The organism is Eximiradius proteiniborus, assembly GCF_058546985.1.
Genome location: NZ_CM178592.1, coordinates 465,419 through 482,660, shown reverse-complemented (window position 1 = coordinate 482,660; position 17,242 = coordinate 465,419). Strand labels below are relative to the sequence as shown.

19 protein-coding genes are annotated in these 17,242 nt (G+C 31.6%); 2 read left to right on the top strand and 17 right to left on the bottom strand.

What is annotated here, in order from left to right; all coding sequences use genetic code 11:
- Positions 1–208: 208 nt before the first annotated feature.
- The 17 genes from ACY2LT_RS02025 to ACY2LT_RS01945 form a co-directional block, all read right to left on the bottom strand.
- Positions 209–1,486 (bottom strand): adenylosuccinate synthase, encoded by a 1,278-nt coding sequence (locus tag ACY2LT_RS02025; protein WP_491816015.1) that lies wholly within the window; start codon positions 1,484–1,486, stop codon positions 209–211.
- 45 nt (positions 1,487–1,531) lie between these two features.
- Positions 1,532–2,212 carry a nicotinate (nicotinamide) nucleotide adenylyltransferase gene (nadD, locus tag ACY2LT_RS02020; protein ID WP_491816013.1) on the bottom strand — a complete coding sequence of 227 codons (681 nt, stop codon included), beginning with the start codon at positions 2,210–2,212 and terminating at the stop codon, positions 1,532–1,534.
- 49 nt (positions 2,213–2,261) lie between these two features.
- Positions 2,262–3,635 carry a tryptophanase gene (locus ACY2LT_RS02015; protein ID WP_491816012.1) on the bottom strand — a complete coding sequence of 458 codons (1,374 nt, stop codon included), beginning with the start codon at positions 3,633–3,635 and terminating at the stop codon, positions 2,262–2,264.
- Between the two features lie 134 nt (positions 3,636–3,769).
- Complete coding sequence (gene fsa, locus ACY2LT_RS02010; RefSeq protein WP_491816011.1) at positions 3,770–4,444, bottom strand: fructose-6-phosphate aldolase; 675 nt, start codon at positions 4,442–4,444, stop codon at positions 3,770–3,772.
- A 26-nt stretch (positions 4,445–4,470) separates the two neighbouring features.
- Positions 4,471–4,674, bottom strand: coding sequence for a DUF6485 family protein (locus ACY2LT_RS02005; protein WP_491816010.1), 204 nt, complete (start codon positions 4,672–4,674; stop codon positions 4,471–4,473).
- A 3-nt stretch (positions 4,675–4,677) separates the two neighbouring features.
- Complete coding sequence (rsmG, locus tag ACY2LT_RS02000; RefSeq protein WP_491816009.1) at positions 4,678–5,343, bottom strand: 16S rRNA (guanine(527)-N(7))-methyltransferase RsmG; 666 nt, start codon at positions 5,341–5,343, stop codon at positions 4,678–4,680.
- An 8-nt stretch (positions 5,344–5,351) separates the two neighbouring features.
- The gene (locus ACY2LT_RS01995) at positions 5,352–5,885 is read right to left on the bottom strand and encodes a M23 family metallopeptidase (RefSeq protein ID WP_491816007.1); all 534 of its coding nucleotides are present in this window, start codon (positions 5,883–5,885) and stop codon (positions 5,352–5,354) included.
- An 11-nt stretch (positions 5,886–5,896) separates the two neighbouring features.
- Positions 5,897–6,637 (bottom strand): gamma-glutamyl-gamma-aminobutyrate hydrolase family protein, encoded by a 741-nt coding sequence (locus ACY2LT_RS01990; protein ID WP_491816006.1) that lies wholly within the window; start codon positions 6,635–6,637, stop codon positions 5,897–5,899.
- Between the two features lie 33 nt (positions 6,638–6,670).
- Positions 6,671–7,861, bottom strand: a complete 1,191-nt coding sequence (locus ACY2LT_RS01985; RefSeq protein ID WP_491816005.1) for a phosphoglycerate kinase — start codon at positions 7,859–7,861, stop codon at positions 6,671–6,673.
- Between the two features lie 69 nt (positions 7,862–7,930).
- Entirely contained in the window at positions 7,931–9,136 is a 1,206-nt protein-coding gene (gene amrB, locus ACY2LT_RS01980) for an AmmeMemoRadiSam system protein B (RefSeq protein ID WP_491816004.1), read from the bottom strand.
- A 4-nt stretch (positions 9,137–9,140) separates the two neighbouring features.
- On the bottom strand, positions 9,141–10,022 hold the full coding sequence (locus ACY2LT_RS01975) for a 1,4-dihydroxy-2-naphthoate polyprenyltransferase (RefSeq protein WP_491816003.1): 882 nt from the start codon (positions 10,020–10,022) through the stop codon (positions 9,141–9,143).
- A 2-nt stretch (positions 10,023–10,024) separates the two neighbouring features.
- Entirely contained in the window at positions 10,025–11,662 is a 1,638-nt protein-coding gene (gene argS, locus ACY2LT_RS01970; protein ID WP_491816002.1) for an arginine--tRNA ligase, read from the bottom strand.
- A complete protein-coding gene (gene rsfS, locus ACY2LT_RS01965; protein ID WP_491816001.1) occupies positions 11,662–12,102 on the bottom strand; it encodes a ribosome silencing factor in 441 nt (146 codons plus the stop codon). The genes argS and rsfS overlap by 1 nt, the downstream gene beginning before the upstream one ends.
- Positions 12,103–12,162: 60 nt before the next feature.
- Entirely contained in the window at positions 12,163–12,744 is a 582-nt protein-coding gene (locus tag ACY2LT_RS01960) for a DNA-3-methyladenine glycosylase (RefSeq protein ID WP_491815999.1), read from the bottom strand.
- Positions 12,720–13,700 (bottom strand): vWA domain-containing protein, encoded by a 981-nt coding sequence (locus ACY2LT_RS01955; RefSeq protein WP_491816775.1) that lies wholly within the window; start codon positions 13,698–13,700, stop codon positions 12,720–12,722. Before ACY2LT_RS01955 ends, ACY2LT_RS01960 begins: the two co-directional genes overlap by 25 nt.
- Positions 13,700–14,569, bottom strand: coding sequence for a hypothetical protein (locus tag ACY2LT_RS01950; protein ID WP_491815997.1), 870 nt, complete (start codon positions 14,567–14,569; stop codon positions 13,700–13,702). The genes ACY2LT_RS01955 and ACY2LT_RS01950 overlap by 1 nt, the downstream gene beginning before the upstream one ends.
- Entirely contained in the window at positions 14,566–15,774 is a 1,209-nt protein-coding gene (locus tag ACY2LT_RS01945) for a hypothetical protein (RefSeq protein ID WP_491815996.1), read from the bottom strand. Before ACY2LT_RS01945 ends, ACY2LT_RS01950 begins: the two co-directional genes overlap by 4 nt.
- 88 nt (positions 15,775–15,862) lie before the next feature.
- On the opposite strand from ACY2LT_RS01945, the gene ACY2LT_RS01940 reads away from it, so the two are divergent.
- Complete coding sequence (locus ACY2LT_RS01940; protein WP_491815994.1) at positions 15,863–16,396, top strand: hypothetical protein; 534 nt, start codon at positions 15,863–15,865, stop codon at positions 16,394–16,396.
- Positions 16,397–17,236 carry an acetyl-CoA carboxylase carboxyltransferase subunit beta gene (locus ACY2LT_RS01935; RefSeq protein ID WP_491815993.1) on the top strand — a complete coding sequence of 280 codons (840 nt, stop codon included), beginning with the start codon at positions 16,397–16,399 and terminating at the stop codon, positions 17,234–17,236.
- Positions 17,237–17,242: the final 6 nt, after the last annotated feature.

Here is a 17,242-nt window from a genome sequence, read left to right as displayed (position 1 = left end):
TTCAGATAAAGTTACATTTTACAGCAAAAAATCTAAAATATAAAAAGGAATTTTTGGTTGAAATAATGCATCAGTAACAGTTCTACTCAAGCTGGTAGAAGCAAAAACAGTTGAAAAGCCTGAAAAAGAAAAAACCAATGCCACAAACGCCAGCAGATATGGATTATTAATAGAAAAACCCCCGCTTGCTTTAGCGGGGGTTTTTTATTTATAATTTGATTAATGTATCAGTTCTATCAGGGCTTAATGATGCAATCTTTATTTCAGCGCCAGTGAATTTTTCAATTAATTCAAAATATTTCAGAACTTCTGCTGGAAGTTCGGTCCAATGTCTAATACCTTTTAACGATGTTTTCCATCCTTTTAGTGTTGTATATTCACATTTTAAATTTTCGAGAGTATGAATATCAACAGGAAAAGATTTTAGCGTTCTACCTTCATAAGTATAGGAAGTGCACACTTTAATCTCATCAAAATCATCTAAGACATCCAACTTCGTTATAGCAATCTCTGTTATGCCATTAACCATCACAGAATAACGCAAAGCTACTAAATCGAGCCAACCACAACGGCGCGGACGCCCGGTTGTTGCCCCAAATTCAGCACCAATTTGACGCAAACGCTCACCTGTCTCATCATTAAGTTCTGTCGGGAATGGACCATTGCCAACTCGTGTTGTGTATGCTTTTACAATACCAATCACATTGGAAATTGATGTCGGAGGAATACCAAGACCAGTGCAGGCTCCGCCTGAAGTAGGGTTTGAACTTGTAACAAAAGGATAAGTTCCGTGATCAATATCAAGCAAAGCTCCTTGTGCACCTTCGGCAATAATTTTCTTTCCTTGTTGTATTGCATTATTCAGATAAAGCGTAGTATCTGTAATTAAGTCGTCAATTTCAGCATCAAACGAGAGATATTCTTCCATCAACTCATCAATATTAAAACTTTCAAAACCATAAATTTTGTGAAGAATATTATATTTTTCTTCCAAATTATTTCGAAGCTTCTGTTCAAAACCTTTTCTATCGAGCAAATCAACAATACGAATACCAACCCGAGTAGCTTTGTCGAAATAAGCAGGTCCTATTCCCCTTCCAGTTGTTCCAATAGCATAACTTTTAGCATCTTTTTCGCGAACCTGGTCGAGCAATTTATGATATGGCATAATAAGGTGCGCTTTATGGCTAATGAAAAGGCGATTATGAACATCAATGCCATTCTCTTCAAGCATCTTGATTTCGCTTTTCAGAGCAATTGGATCAATGACAACTCCATTTCCAATTACACATATACAATTTGGGTGAAGAATACCAGAAGGAATTAAATGTAATACATATTGCTTACCATTTATTACGATTGTATGTCCGGCATTTGCACCACCCTGGTAGCGAGCGACAATGTCTGCATCTTTACTTATTAAATCGACAATTTTCCCCTTTCCTTCATCTCCCCACTGAGATCCAACAACTATTGTAACACTCATAATTATCCTAATTTGTTTGATAACAAAAATAAATATAACATTTTTTCAACTAATATATAGTTTATTTTCAGCAATATATTCTTCAACTTGCTTTGGAACTAAACCAGAAATACTATCCTTATTTTTTAGTTTTTCGCGAATTTGGGTTGCTGTAATATTAATAATTGGAGCATCAATATAATGAATTTTATTTATATAGCTTCCAAAAATCAACTTGATATTTTGCTCTAAATAAGTATTATCGATATCTGGGCGACGAACAATACAAATATTTGAATTTGAAAGGATTTCCTCCCATCTTTTCCATTTGTCGAAAGCAATTGCTTGATCAGCACCGATCAACAAATAAAAGTCATCTTCGGGATGTATATTTTTTAGAAATTCAATCGTATCGATTGTATATGAAACACCACCTTTGATAATTTCATAATCTAAGACTTCAACATTATTATTAATGTTTTTAATTGCTAGTTTAAGCATAAAAAGTCTATCATAATCTGTTGCTTGAAAAACGGAAAAGTTTGTTTTAAACGGTGAAATAGCAGCTGGAACGACATAGCATTGATCGATATTCATCTGCGAAATAAATTTGTCGAGCATTATTAAATGCCCATTGTGCACCGGGTTGAAAGTTCCACCAAATATACCGACTTTCATATTGAAAATATCAAGCGTTAATAATAGCAAAAATAATAAATACTGTTCATTATTAAAAAAGAGAGACATAAAAAATATGTCTCTCCCCAAAAATAGTTATGATTTGTAATTTAAAAAATTAATCAATATATTCCATTTTTGCAGTAAAATGACGCAAGAACTCAGCTTCCCAAACAATCTTCATTTTCTTTAAACTTTCTCTATTTTTGTATGTTTCAATAACTGCTTCGGCAATATAGTCAAGGTGATTTTGAGTATAAACCCGGCGAGGAATTGCAAGTCGAACAAGCTCCATCTCAGGTGCAATGTGGTTGCCTTGTTCATCTTTTTTACCAAACATAACGGAGCCAATTTCAACTGTTCTTACACCACTAATTCGATATATTTCATTAGCAATAGATTGACCTGGATAGAATTCCGGTGCAATATGAGGAGCAAAACGCTTCGCATCCAAATAAACGCCGTGCCCGCCAGTTGGTTCTATAATAGGAACACCTGCCTCAAGTAATTTATCGCCTAAATATTCTATTTGACCAATTCTATATTCAAGATAGTTTTCGTTTAACACTTCTTCGAATCCAACTGCAAGAGCTTCTAAATCGCGACGAGCTAAACCACCATAAGTAGGAAAACCTTCTGTAACAATGAGAATTGTTCGTGCTTTTTCGGCAATCTTATCGTCATTTGTAGCAATAAAACCACCTGTATTAGATAAGCCATCTTTCTTGGCACTCATTGTAGCGCCATCAGCATAAGAAAACATTTCTTGTGCAATTTCTAAAATTGATTTATCTTGATATCCTTTTTCTCTTTTCTTAATAAAATAGGCATTTTCAGCAAAACGGCAACAATCAATGTAAAATGGAATACCATATTTGCTCAATACTTCTTTTGTTTTGCGAATATTTTCCATTGAAACAGGTTGACCACCACCACTATTATTTGTAACAGTAATCATACTTAATGGAATATTTTCAGCACCATATTTTTTAATTATTTCTTCAAGTTTATCTATATCTATGTTCCCTTTGAAATCATCACGAAGAGCTGGATTTTTCCCATTCTCATTTAGCAAATCCAGAGCAATACCCCTGTTGTATTCAATATTGCCGCGAGTTGTATCAAAATGAGTGTTATTTGGAACATATTTACCATGAACATCAAAGCATTGGAACAAGATGCGTTCAGCAGCTCTTCCCTGATGAGTTGGAATAATATGCTTAAAACCAGTAATCTTTTTAACAATGTTTTCAAATTTGTAGTAGCTTCTTGAACCCGCATATGCTTCATCAGAATCCATTAAAGCCGCCCACTGTTTACTGCTCATCGCTGTAGTACCACTATCAGTCAGAAGATCAATTGTAATATGTTCAGATCTTAAATAAAAAGGATTATAAAAAGCATCTTTAAGGTATTTTTCTCTTTGCTGAACAGTAGTAATAGGAATCTCTTCAACACTTTTAATCTTAAATGGCTCAATTTTAGTCTTCATTTATCACCCATTAAATATTTTTAATTTTGTTAAAAATAGAAAAGCAAATTAATTATTATTTTATTGAAATCAAATCAATTATTTTATTGAAAGATACATTAATAAAAAACCCGCTTATAAGCGGGCTTTTTAAATTACAAACTCATTAGTTTTTGCTTTTCTGTCTGCATTTTATCATAATCAGCTAAAAATTTTTCCAAACCTAAATTGGTAAGAGGATGTGCTATTGATTGCATTAATACTTTGTATGGAACAGTAGCAATATCTGCACCTGCAAGAGCAGCATCAATAATATGTTGTGGATGTCGCACAGAAGCAGCAATTATTAAACTTTCGTAGCCTTGTACATCCCATATCTCACACACTTCATCCAAAACTTGTTTGGAACTTGAAGCAATATCATCAAGCCTACCCATAAAAACTGAAACATAAGTAGCACCTGCATTTGCAGCTGCAATCGCTTGTGTTGTGCTAAAAACAAGAGTAACATTTGTTGGAACATTCCGGGCAGATAATTGACGCACAGCTGCCAGCCCTGCTGGAATCATAGGAATTTTGATTGTTGCCTCAGGGAACCAACTCAAAATCTCATCTGCTTCGCGGAGCATTCCATTGGTATCAGTTGAAATAACTTCTACTGATAAATGTCCACCAATAGTTTCATAAATTTCCAAAATTCTTTTTTTAATATCTACTGATGGATCTTCAAGAGCAAGCAGCGATGGATTGGTTGTTACACCACTAACAAACCCTAATTTAGCACACTCACGAATATGCTCAATATTTGCAGTATCAACATATAATTCCATTTTTCACCTAATATATATTGGAAAAATTAAACTTTTCTTTCATTTACAAGACGTGCAAAATGTTCAAAACTCCTATCAAAAGTTCTTTCGGCATTATTTGGGAAAAAACAAGCAGGAAGCTGACGGGACCGCCTATGGTATGCAATGCATTCACAACATATTCCTTTTCTTGAACAAGGTTCATATGAACAATTGCACATTTGTAAATTTTTTTCTTTTTTGCATTCCATAGACTATTCCATTTTTTTTATGTGAACAATTTTTTTCTCGTCTTCTTTAAATTTTGGATAACCAAAGAAATCAATATCGATAACATTAAAGCTAAGCGATGGAAATTTTTTCATTGCAATACTTATTTCTTCCGAAATATCTCCTCCTTTATAAAATACAAAATTAGCATTTTTTTTGGCAATTGGTAAAGTCCAAGTTAGCAAATCGTTAATTTTAGTAACTGCTCGAGCAAAAATAAAATCAAAGTATTGCAAATATTTATTGTTTTGAGCCAAATTTTCAACTCTTAAAGAGACTGCTTCAATATTACGCAGTCCGGTGTGTTTTGCAAGCATATGAGTAATTTTTATTTTTTTTGCTATTGAATCAACAAGAAGCATAGAAATATTTCCCGTTGCAATCGCAATTGGAATACCTGGCAAACCACCACCTGTTCCTATATCTAAACAACGAGACTTAGCTGGTACCTCTATATATTTTAAAAGTGAGATGCTATGCAAAATATGGTTTTCTAATACCTTTTCTTCATCTTTTCGACTTATGAGATTAACTTGTTTATTCCAATAAACTAATTCTTTAGCATAACGTTCAATACGTTCTAACTGCTGTTTATCCAGAACAATCCCATTTCCTGATGCAATTGTCCAAAATTCTGTTAAATCCATCATTTAATTTATTAATAATTTTCAATTAATAATTTTTCAATATTAAGCAGAGAATTTGGTTTATCCAAACCGAAATAATTCCCTCCAAGATAAGGTCTTATTTCTTTGTAAGGGGATTGGTGCAATTCAAGGTGAAGCATAGAACAATTATTACTTGCAGCAATTTTTTGAATATACAAAGGTGAAAAAATAGACAGTTTATTTGAATTTATTACTTTCCCAGCTAACCCAATAATTTGACCTTGCTTTATATGTTGGTGTTTACTTACAAAAATCGTTTTCATTTCAGCATATTTAAAAATATAACCGTTCCTCAAAGATTGAATTAAAACAAAATAAGTAATATTCCAATAGTAAATTAGATTTGGACTAGTAAAAATTCCGGTTTCTAAGACATATCCATCTTCACAAGATAATACTGGAGTCCCTTCTTCACAATAGAAATCGACACCACAATGAAAACGGTCCCCCCGACTTTCCCAAAATGATCCTTTCTCAGGGAAACGAGGGAGAAATGTTAAATCGAAATTTTCTATAGGAAGCATAAGTTCTTGCATTACTTGTTAAATCGTTTTGCAAAATTTAGGAACTCTATTGCTAACGGAAGTGATAATTTGCTATTACTCATACGTTCAGGATGCCATTGAACTTCAATAATGGGCGATTTATCAGAATCATCGAGCCACTCAAATCCCTCGACAATACCATCTTCGGCAAGAGCATTCGGAACAAGTCCAAGCGCTAAATATTCAACAGCCTGATGATGAGAAGATGTTACACCATCACGAAGAGTACCGGTAATCTTGTTTAATTTTGTGTTCGGAAGAATATCAACCGAGTGACAATTTTGGAACTTATCTTTGCATTGATGAGAAATATTTGATGGGTGATCTTGTGGAATATCAACAATCAGAGTGCCACCAAGTGCTACATTTAGTATCTGCATACCCCGACAAATTGCTAAAATTGGCATTTTTAACTGTAATGCCTTTTCAATTAAATTAAATTCCAATGTATCTCTTTCAGGATTAATCTGGCAACGCAAAGAATCTGCTTCTTTTCCATAGCGTCCGGGATGGACGTCTGAACCACCTGATAGAACCAAACCTTTACAAGTTTCCAATAATTTAGCTGCCTCGTCAGGTGAATAGCTTATCATATCTACGATTTCAATATCAATGCCAGTACTTTTAAGCCATTCTCCATAACGTAGATATGAATCCGAACCACTTCCTTTTGAAATTGCAATTCGAAGTGGTTCGGATTGGGCAGATTGAGATAAAACTGCTAAAGTCATTATTAGATACAATATCTTCAACATAAGACATTACTATATTTCTAATGCAACAACACCCGGAAGCTGTTTTCCTTCTAAAAATTCAAGTGATGCGCCGCCTCCAGTTGAAACATGTGATACTTTTTTATCAAAGCCCATTTGGTTAATAGCAGCAGCAGAATCACCGCCACCAACAATTGTTACAGCACCATTTTCTGTAGCTTTAGCAAGAGCTTCAGCAATAGTATAAGTGCCTTTTGCAAAATTTGGCATTTCGAAAACCCCCATCGGACCATTCCAGACCACTGTTTTAGCCTGTAAGATAACTTTGGCAAATTCTTCCTGAGTTTTAGGTCCAATATCCATTCCAATATCCTCATTCCCTATTTCTTCAGCTGGAACAATTTTTATATTTGCTTCATTTTCAAACTTATCAGCAACAACGACATCAACCGGTAGTAATAATTGAACATTTTTTTCTTTTGCTTTATTTAATAAGCTGCTTGCCAATTCTATTTTGTCTTCTTCTAAAATTGACTTACCTATGTTATTCCCCATTGCTTTGTAGAAAGTAAATATCATTCCGCCGCCAATAATAATTGTATCGCATTTATCTAAAAGATTATTAATCACATCAATTTTCCCAGAAATTTTAGCTCCGCCAATTACGGCAACAAATGGTTTGATTGGTGATTTTAAAGCTTTGTTTAAATAATCGAGTTCATTTTTCATAAGAAAGCCTGCATATCTCTCTTCAAAAAGCTTTGCAACAGCCTCGGTAGATGAATGGGCTCTATGAGCAGAACCAAAAGCATCATTTACATAAGCATCACCCAAACGAGCTAATTTTTTTGCAAATTCGAGATCATTTTTTTCTTCTTCAGGATAAAAACGAACATTTTCAAGCAAAACTATTTCTCCCGGCACTGCTGATTTGACTGCTCTTTCAGCAATTTCTCCTATACAATCTTCAACAAACAAAACTTTATAGCCATATTTTTCAATTAAATGATCTGCAACAGGTTTAAGTGAGTATTTTAGATTGCGTTCTCCTTTGGGACGACCTAAATGCGACATAATTACAGGAATACCTCCACCATCAATAATGTGGTCGATTGTAGGTAATGTCATTTTAATACGGGTATCGTCTGCAACTTTTCCATCTTTATCGTATGGAACATTGAAATCAACACGCACCAAAACATTTTTTCCATCAAAATTACCATCAAGAATTGATTTTATCATAGCTAATTCCTTTTTGAAATAATACAGATTATTATAGTAAAGATAAAATGAAAGAAAAAATATTGTATATTATTTAAATAGAGCGATAGATGCGAAAGATACAGCAGATTTTGTTGGCTCTTCGTTCCAAATTGCATAATCAATTAATTTCCCCTTTGTTGAATTAATTAATTGCATTAAAGCGTAAATCGACGAAACACCACAAATTTTCCATTTATCATGGTCAGCAATAATTTTTTCAAAAAAAGCTACTCTGTTTCCCTCTTCAATCGAACGAATGAGTTTCCTATCCTCTATCTCAAGCTGTCCGAGAAGAGGTTCAGCATCAAAGTCATCGCCAAATTTTCTTCCAATATGAGCGAAATCCACACTTGCAATGAACATCACTTTTTTATTCGATTGCTGGATAACTCCGTTAAGCGATCTTAGAATATTATTTATTTTGTCATTTTCAGGTAATTTGCCATCCAAAATAAATTCATATGGAGAACCAACAAGTATAGGTAAAATTTTGAAATTATTTTTAAAATAATGTTTAAGCAACACTACTTGATATTCAACTGAATGCTCAAATTTATTAGAAAAATCGTCAATTGTAAGTTTTTGTGAGCATTGTTCTTGCAAACTATTGAGTATTTCGAGGTCGCATTCTACTATTCCGAGTGGCGTTTGGTAATGTTTTTGGGAGAACATAAAATAATCGGACGAGAAACGATGCGAAGTACCTAAAATCACAAATAAATCATATTCATTTTCAGAAATCGAACTGTATCCTTTTGCATATACATCCGTTGATAAATGACCTAATGAAAAATCAATATGAGGAAGAATTAAGGCAGCAGGTTCAGTATCGAATTTAATATCATTAAATTTATTAAAAAATTTCGTAGCAAAAGAAATAAATTCCTCAGGAGATTCGGGATAGGAACTATTTGCTGTAAGCATAGGACGAAATGGTTCTTTTGCATATTTTTCTTGAACATCATTTAATTTCTGAAAATAATTCGGAGAAATCAAATAACCGTTTTCATCCAAAAAGCTTAAAGAATCTACAAGCAACTTGTATATCTCTTCGTCGTTCAGTTCTATTTTTAACTGCTGATAAGTAAATGCACCATTTAGCGAACGAAGCAAAATATAAAAATCCTTTGTCAGCATCAAATTTTGATTTGCTATACCATATGGATCTTGTAAAATAATATATTTTTCATCATCAATAATTGTTTCAACTGTATTGATGTCATATCTCAATGGTGGAATAATTGTATCGGTCATAAAATCACAAAATGAAGCTCAAACAAAACACTAAACAAAAGAATAACATAAGAATAGAATTTAATGCAATTAGTAAATTAAGTTCTTTGCCTGACTTGCGTGTAATATCAATGATTAATTTTGCAGCAATAGGAAGACTAATAAATACTAATAAAAAAAGAAAATTGTTTGTAATGTAGGATAATACTATTGGTGGAATGTAGCTTAAGAATACTAATACCTTAAACAGCATCAGAGCATTCTTTCGCCCAATTTTAACAGCAAGCGTAATTTTACCAACCTTGCTGTCGGTATCAATATCTCGAATATTATTTATAGCTAATAGATTAACAGAATGAAAAGCAGGAGGTAAAGATGACAACAGAGAAATTAAATTTACCTCTTTTGTGAAAATATAGAAAGTGCCATTTACTGCAACTAATCCAAAAAAAATAAAAACAAATATTTCACCAAGACCTTTGTATGCAAGCGGATAAGGACCGCCGGTATAAGCAAAAGCAAAAAACAAAGAGAGAATTCCAACAATCAAAATATAAATATCTGAATACTCAACAATTTCAAGTCCTATCGTAAATGTAATAATTGTTAAAAAAATTGAAACAAGCGACATTTCATTAGGTGAAATAATTCCAGATGCAACCATTCGTTTCGGACCAATTCTGTCAATAGTATCAGCACCGTGCTTGAAATCATATAGTTCATTTAAATAATTTGATAATATTTGCATAAAAGCTGCACAAATCAAAATAAGAACGAATATTTTAATATCAATATAGCTATATTTCGATGCTGCAGCTGTACCAATAAGAACTGGAACTGTACTAGCAGCAAGAGTTTTTGGTCTTGTTGCTATTAGAAATGCTTTTATTTTACTTAATACGTTCATTATTACATCTTTTCAGGTGCAGAAACACCCAAAATATTCAATCCGTTTGCGAGAACATATCTTGTTGCTTCGCACAAAGCATATCTTGCAGAAGCAACTTCTACAGAAGAGCCAATGATTCTACAATTATGATAAAAAATATGAAATGCAGAAGCAACTTCTTTCAAATATTCAGCTAAAATGTAAGGTTCAAATTTATTAGCAGCTTGTATAACTATGTTCGGAAATTTATAAATGTGTTTAATTAGACTTTGTTCTTCTGGATTTGTTAAAACTGACAAATCAGGATTATTGATTATTTTATGATTTTCATTTTTGATTTTGTCAATAATAGAACAAATACGGGCATGAGCATATTGGAGATAAAAAACAGGATTTTTTTCGCTTTGTTCTTTTGCAAGAGATAAGTCGAATTCCAAATGTGTATTGATGCTTCTCATCAACAAGAAAAATCTAACAACGTCGGCACCAACTTCGTCGATTAACTCATCAAGGGTATAACTTTTGCCTGTACGTTTACTCATTTTCACTTGTTCACCGTTTTCAGTCAGAGTAACAAATTGATGAATAAGCACTTTTATTTTATCAGTATCGTATCCCATCGCTTTCAGCGCCGCAAGAACATCTGGATATGTAGCAATATGATCGGCACCGAATAAATCTACAATTAAGTCGTATTTTCGTTCTAATTTTTCTCGATGATAAGCAATATCCGGCAAACGATAAGTTGGTTCGCCCGTAGATTTAATGATAACTCTATCCTCTTGTAATCCCATTTGAGATAGAGCTAACCACAAAGCACCATCTTTTTCATAAGCTAAATTGCTACTCTTAAAATAGTCGATTACTTCCTTAATTTTGCCATCTTTGTATAAGCTATCTTCATTAAAATAAACGTCTTGCTTGATGTTAAGTTTTTCAAGAGTAGCTTTTATCTTTTGAAAACACCAATTTTCACCAAATTTTCTGATTTGAGATAAGTCTTGAAAATCTCCTGTTTTCAACCTTTCACCGAAAGAATTATATAAATCGGTTGCAATTTCTTTAACATAATCCCCATGATACCCATCTTCTGGAAAAGGAAAATCTTTATCAATAAAAAGTTGCATATATCGAGCATAAATTGAATCGGCAAGCAATTTCATCTGATTGCCAGCATTGTTGAAGTAGTATTCGCGAGTTACCTCATATCCGATCCATTCAAGTAAATTGGCAACAGTATCTCCAATGACTGCGTTTCTCCCATGCCCGATATGAAGAAGTCCGGTAGGATTGACACTGACGTATTCAACATTAGCAATTTTTCCACTGGATACTGTACTTTTACCAAAATTTTCTCTTTGAACTAATATTTCTGAGAGTAATTCTGTCCAGTATTTCTCTGTTAGTTTGATATTAATAAATCCAGCCCCAGCAATGCTAATACTTGCTACTTTTTCGGGATTATAATCCAAGTTGTTAATTATTTCATTTGCAATTGCAACCGGTGATTTTTTCATTTGTTTAGCTAGCTTCATTGCCACATTTGTTGAAAAATCACCGAATTCTTGATTTTTGGGTTCTTCAAAGTACAATAATTCAGTTCCCTCAGCACCAATTTTATCTAATGCATCGGAAAAAATATCAAATAAATACTTCATTACTCAATTTCTCCATTCGATGAAAGGAACAAATCAAAGATTTTCGATTGATCGAGTTTTTTTAGCCTTCCAGATTCGCCCAACGTATAGAAAATTCCGTCAGCCCAAAGCTTTTCAATTTGATAGTATTTTCGAGATTTATCAAGCATTATGTGCGCTATCACATCAAAAAAATCGACAAGCACCCACTCTTTAGCCTCAAGTCCCTCGCTACGAGGTTTATCTAATTCAACAAGGTTGCAATATTTATAAATCTCATCAATAATTGCTCCAACTTGCGGCTGAGAACTACAACTACATATAACAAAAAAATCAGTTGGTGCCGTATCTATTTTTGTAAGGTCAATAACAATCGTATTTTCTGCGAGTTTATTATCACAAATCTTTGCAAGCATTGTTGCAAGTTGCTTTGAAGTTTTGGGCTTTGTGAGTTTTGCCAATTTACCACCTAAGATATTAAACAAAAGACAAAAATAGCAAAAAGTTAGTTAATATTAAAATCAGATAATTACAAATCTTAAAGGTAAATCAATAGATTTTGAAATTCCTATACGTTTAGTAGCCATAAAATCAGGTTTGCAACCATCATCGAGTAAAAAAATATTGCTCTCGTTGATTATTTTATAATTATCATAAATTGTTATTCCTAACGCCTGGGTTAGCTTTCCGGGACCATTACACAAGATTTTCAAATTTTCAGTTTTGCGATTAAACTTCATTATTTCTACACCAAAAAGAGGAATAATTGAGCGAATTAATACAGCCGCGCCAATATTCTTGCTTTCGGAAACTATGTTCATACAATAATGGACACCGTAAGAGCGATAAACGTAAATAGTGCCTCCATTAGCAAACATTGCAGCATTTCTTTGCGTTTTACCACGGAATGAATGACTTGCCTCATCATCTTTTGCAAGATATGCTTCAGTTTCAGAGATTCTTCCACCAAGCAAGCAACCATTACTATCAACAATTAACAATTTCCCTAATAAAAATTGAGCTACATATTCTGTATTTTCTAAAAATTTTTCGCTTTCAACTAATTTGCCTATTGCATTTAAGGATAAATTTTTATTAGCCATAATCTTAATAATAATTCAATAAACACGAGAAAAAAACATCCCAAAAATAAATAAAGTTTATATTCAGTATAAATAATTTTTTGAAAAGTGATATAATCATTTATTTCTAATGAACTTATTTGATTATAGGTTTCTAATAGTTTTATTTCGTTTTCAGAATTAAAGTAACGTCCTCCGGTTATGTTTGCGATTTCTTTTAATGTTTTTTCATCTAAATGAATATCCACAGATATCAATTCACCTGAACCATCAGCATATCTTGGAACTAAGGCTTTGCCAGTTGTGCCAATTCCAACAGTATGAATTTTTATATTTTTCTCTTTGGCAATTTCAGCAGATTTAATAGGAGTAATCAGACCACTATTATTCACCCCATCCGACAGAAGAATAATAATTTTGTTTTTAGCATTTGAGTTTTCTAACGAGTTAATTGCAGTTGCGATACCCATTCCTATTGCTGTTCCATCTTGCAAAATTCCAGGTTTCACATTTTTAAGTTGAGAAATTAAGTAGTTTGTATTTTTTGTCAGCGGACATAATAAAAAACTTTCGGCAGAATATAAAACAACACCTATTCTATCCTGTTTTCTTTGCTCAATAAATTTCGAAGCTTTGTCGATTGCAACATTAAATCTATTAGGAGAAAAATCAGTTGCCAGCATAGAACCGGAAATATCAATAACAAGAACAATATCATTAGGTATGATTTGTTTTTCAATAATAATTATCTTTTTAAACGGTTCTGATAAAGCCAAAATAATTAAGGAAATTAATAAAATCCTTAATAAGAAAAGAAAATATAGTTTATAGTTAAGTTTATGCTTCTTACCATAGAACATAATACTTGGTAAAATAACAGCGCCTTTTTTTGATACAAAGAAGAGGTACAATAGATACAATATCCAAGCGACAGGTAAGAAAAAAATGAATTCGGGATATTTAAAATAGAAATGCATCATTTTGTATACTTACCAAATATTCTGATTAATTCCTTTATCATTAAAATAACTTCGTCTTTTGAAATTTGCCCGTTATTGTATAATATAAAATCTATTTTATTTTTTATATCAATAAAAATCGTTAAGTCATTTATTTCAAATCTCTTTCTTAATTCCCTCTTAATATTGTTTGTATTTATCTCAGATTTGTTTAATCCAATTTCATCAGTAATAAAATTGAGCAGAATTCGGTTAATCGAGATAATCGATTGATTTTCAAGATAATTATTAGCATCATTTAATAACATTTGTAATATTTTGACATTATTGTTTTTAGTTTTTATTTTATTAAGGTATTTTCTCATTATTGGAGCAACTAATAATAATAAAAAAACAAAGAATAATATATATAAGTAACTGTTATTATGATAAATTAGCATATTTTTTTTGACAAGGATACTATCAAAAAAATTATAATACGGCTTATTTGTATCGACTATCGGATTTAAGTATTCAATTTTTGAAGGGTTTGTTGTTTCAATCGATATGTTATTGTTGCTATTGTTCGTAAAAATAATCTTAGTTTCAGGAATAATATAAGTTGACTCTACAAAAGAAGTAATAACATCTCGATTTGCTATCTTCAATATTCCGGCATCATAAGTAGTGTCAATTTGCCGTTTCAGCAGAATAACGTTATCAGGATAAATAATATTAGGTATTTGAGCTGAATAGTTTTGAGGTAGCTGTATTAAAAGTTTAATTTCAGCATGTGAACCTATCATAAGAGAAGTATCAGAAACAAACAGTGAAGTATTGCCGGCAAAAATTATCTCTGAGCAAATAAATAATAAACAAATAAACAAAATATTTAGTCGAATTCTCATAATCCTTTGAAAGTTTTCAATTTAATTTTCTCCAATAACGTAATAACTCTTTTGTACGGTTTTAAATTCAAATAATTTCGTTTTGTGATATTTGAAGGATAATTAAAATATTCTTCGATGATTTCATCTCTTTCAAATTTTGCTATTCTTTTCTCAAGTACTTCATTTAATTTAGTTTGATTAGAGAAACTTATTGTTTTACTAGTAGCTTTTAAAAATAAATAATTTTGGAGATTATTTTCCTGAAAATCGAACCAAGAATAATAAATGCTTGTATCACTATTAATATATTTTCTTTTAGAATAATTATAATAGTTTTTCGAGATATAATTTACAATGCCATCATCTCCATAAGAAAAAGTGATTGAAAAATACTCCATATCTGGTTGGGTATACAAACTATCTTTAAATGGAATCAGCATACGTACATTATTTAACCCATCAGTTTCTACTTTAAAAAAAACTCGCTTGAATAAGGTATCTTGTTTAAATATTTGTTGGACTTTAGGAAAACCTCTTTCATCCAATATTGTATGAATTCTTTCTATTAGCATTCCAGTTTCTACTTTATCTTTCTGTCTTTTAATTTGTCTTCGTTTAGAAGTTAACTTTTTGGATTCGTAGTATTTTGCATATTCTGATAAAAATAAATACGGTGCTATGCATCCTTTATACCGCGTCATAGTATCAGGAAGCACGAGATATAAATATCTTTCAGTTATTTTGTTGCTATCTGTATTAATATAATATTTGTTTTGAGAGTAATGGATTATTTCAACAAATCTTAAATAATCGTCCTTATCATAATGATAACTCTCAACATAAGCTACATTGCTATCAATAACTTTACTTTTGCTAATTAAGAAATAATTTTTGGGAGAATGTTCATAAAAATATTGTTCCACCAAGGAATCGTTTTTAAAGATTTGTTCAGAACTTGGAGTTGTCCACTCATTAAGAGTAATTTTTTTCGTGATAACATTATCACTTGATTTTACCTCGATTAAAAAAGGAAAAAAATCATTCTCCTTTTGATAATAATAAAAAGCAGTGTCAGTTCTATTGACATCTAAATATTGAGTAATTTGTTTAGTAATACGAAATGAATATTTTGAAGGACCTTTAGAAACGAAATAAAAAATACTATTGTTTTCCTCACAAGAAGATAAAATTATTAACAAAATAAGAAAAAGATAAAATTTCATTTTTATAAAAGCGTTTTATATCTCGTTAGAATTTGTTAGATTAATTTAATGAAAATTTGTTTGTAAATAAAAACAAAAAGAAAGTGATATGACATCTATTCCAACATATTTGAATCAATTATTAACTAAACATTTATCGAACCAACTTTTTTGCATTTGGGTAGAAGGAAACAAAGTTGCCCTTAAAAGTGGAATACTTGAAACAGTTCTATCAGATAAGATAATATTGAAGTTAGATGGTGAAGCGGCAAAAACGCCATTAAGTTTTTTTGAAAAAGACAAATTGATAATGCTTAACATTTATAACCTTAATGGAATTGATTTAATAAAAGCCAAAAAGCCTTTTAGTTTAGACGACAAACTTAAAGTCAGAGAAATAAAAAAGCAAATTTTACAAAATGTAAAGACTTCGCTTGGCAAAGAGGTTGCGGTTGTATATAAACTTGGTGATAAGATTGCTCTAAACAGAGGGATTTTTGCTAATATGGGGATTTCAGGAGTTGTTATAAAACCTGCACCTTTCTATAATACTGAAGAGAATATCTTTTACCGAAATGTTTTGCACATTTACAATAGTGAATTTACTGATTTGCTAGAAGTTAAAATTGCTCTGGGGAAATAAATGGTCTGGTTCAGTAAATCTAAATCTTCTAATGAAATTGTTGAATTAATCGAAATGCCAGATGGTCTCTGGGCAAAGTGTCCTTCTTGTAATGAGACAATCTACAAAAAAGAACTCGAACTTAACTTATTCACTTGTTTCAAATGCAATCATCATTTTAAAATTAGCGTTAATGAATATATCGGTTTAATTATCGACGAAAATACATTTAAAGAGTTCAATATTAATTTAAAAGCAGTTGATGCAATTAATTTTATTGACAGCAAACCATATATTGAAAGAATCAAAGAAGCGAAAAACAAATCAGGGTTTGAAAATTCTATCATATGTGGAACAGGAGATATTTTTTCTCACAAAGTAGTTTTTGGAACAATGAATTCATCGTTTTTAGAGGGCTCTTTGGGAAGTTTAGAAACTGAAAAAATTTATCGTTCAGTTAGATTTTCTATAGAAAATAAAATTCCTTTTGTTTTATTATTTAGTTCATCTGAAAACAGAATTCAGGAAAGTGCGATTTCACTAATGCAAATAGCCAAATTAACATCTATTTCTAATGAGCTTAAAAACGAAGGTATTATTTGTGTTTCTATTCTCACTGAACCAACTGTTGGAGAAACAGCTTTTGCACTCGCAGTACAAGGTGATATTATTATTGCAGAACCTGGATCAACTCTTGGATTATCTAGTAAAAGTAATTTGGAACAAAAATCAAAGAAAAGGGTATCCGATAAATTCCCAAAATCTGACTATTATTTTAATTCTGGGCAAATTGATTTGATAGTAGATAGAAAAAAACTCAAATCCACTATTTCAAATATTATTGATTGGTATAATAAATAGTATTCA

What these genes read in the sequence shown, in the direction of transcription:
- ACY2LT_RS02025 (WP_491816015.1), bottom strand. Translation starts at nt 1,486, where the DNA reads ATGAGTGTTACAATAGTTGTTGGATCTCAGTGGGGAGATGAAGGAAAG.
- nadD (WP_491816013.1), bottom strand. Translation starts at nt 2,212, where the DNA reads ATGTCTCTCTTTTTTAATAATGAACAGTATTTATTATTTTTGCTATTA.
- ACY2LT_RS02015 (WP_491816012.1), bottom strand. Translation starts at nt 3,635, where the DNA reads ATGAAGACTAAAATTGAGCCATTTAAGATTAAAAGTGTTGAAGAGATT.
- fsa (WP_491816011.1), bottom strand. Translation starts at nt 4,444, where the DNA reads ATGGAATTATATGTTGATACTGCAAATATTGAGCATATTCGTGAGTGT.
- ACY2LT_RS02005 (WP_491816010.1), bottom strand. Translation starts at nt 4,674, where the DNA reads ATGGAATGCAAAAAAGAAAAAAATTTACAAATGTGCAATTGTTCATAT.
- rsmG (WP_491816009.1), bottom strand. Translation starts at nt 5,343, where the DNA reads ATGATGGATTTAACAGAATTTTGGACAATTGCATCAGGAAATGGGATT.
- ACY2LT_RS01995 (WP_491816007.1), bottom strand. Translation starts at nt 5,885, where the DNA reads ATGCTTCCTATAGAAAATTTCGATTTAACATTTCTCCCTCGTTTCCCT.
- ACY2LT_RS01990 (WP_491816006.1), bottom strand. Translation starts at nt 6,637, where the DNA reads ATGACTTTAGCAGTTTTATCTCAATCTGCCCAATCCGAACCACTTCGA.
- ACY2LT_RS01985 (WP_491816005.1), bottom strand. Translation starts at nt 7,861, where the DNA reads ATGATAAAATCAATTCTTGATGGTAATTTTGATGGAAAAAATGTTTTG.
- amrB (WP_491816004.1), bottom strand. Translation starts at nt 9,136, where the DNA reads ATGACCGATACAATTATTCCACCATTGAGATATGACATCAATACAGTT.
- ACY2LT_RS01975 (WP_491816003.1), bottom strand. Translation starts at nt 10,022, where the DNA reads ATGAACGTATTAAGTAAAATAAAAGCATTTCTAATAGCAACAAGACCA.
- argS (WP_491816002.1), bottom strand. Translation starts at nt 11,662, where the DNA reads ATGAAGTATTTATTTGATATTTTTTCCGATGCATTAGATAAAATTGGT.
- ACY2LT_RS01960 (WP_491815999.1), bottom strand. Translation starts at nt 12,744, where the DNA reads ATGGCTAATAAAAATTTATCCTTAAATGCAATAGGCAAATTAGTTGAA.
- ACY2LT_RS01955 (WP_491816775.1), bottom strand. Translation starts at nt 13,700, where the DNA reads ATGCATTTCTATTTTAAATATCCCGAATTCATTTTTTTCTTACCTGTC.
- ACY2LT_RS01950 (WP_491815997.1), bottom strand. Translation starts at nt 14,569, where the DNA reads ATGAGAATTCGACTAAATATTTTGTTTATTTGTTTATTATTTATTTGC.
- ACY2LT_RS01945 (WP_491815996.1), bottom strand. Translation starts at nt 15,774, where the DNA reads ATGAAATTTTATCTTTTTCTTATTTTGTTAATAATTTTATCTTCTTGT.
- ACY2LT_RS01940 (WP_491815994.1), top strand. Translation starts at nt 15,863, where the DNA reads ATGACATCTATTCCAACATATTTGAATCAATTATTAACTAAACATTTA.
- ACY2LT_RS01935 (WP_491815993.1), top strand. Translation starts at nt 16,397, where the DNA reads ATGGTCTGGTTCAGTAAATCTAAATCTTCTAATGAAATTGTTGAATTA.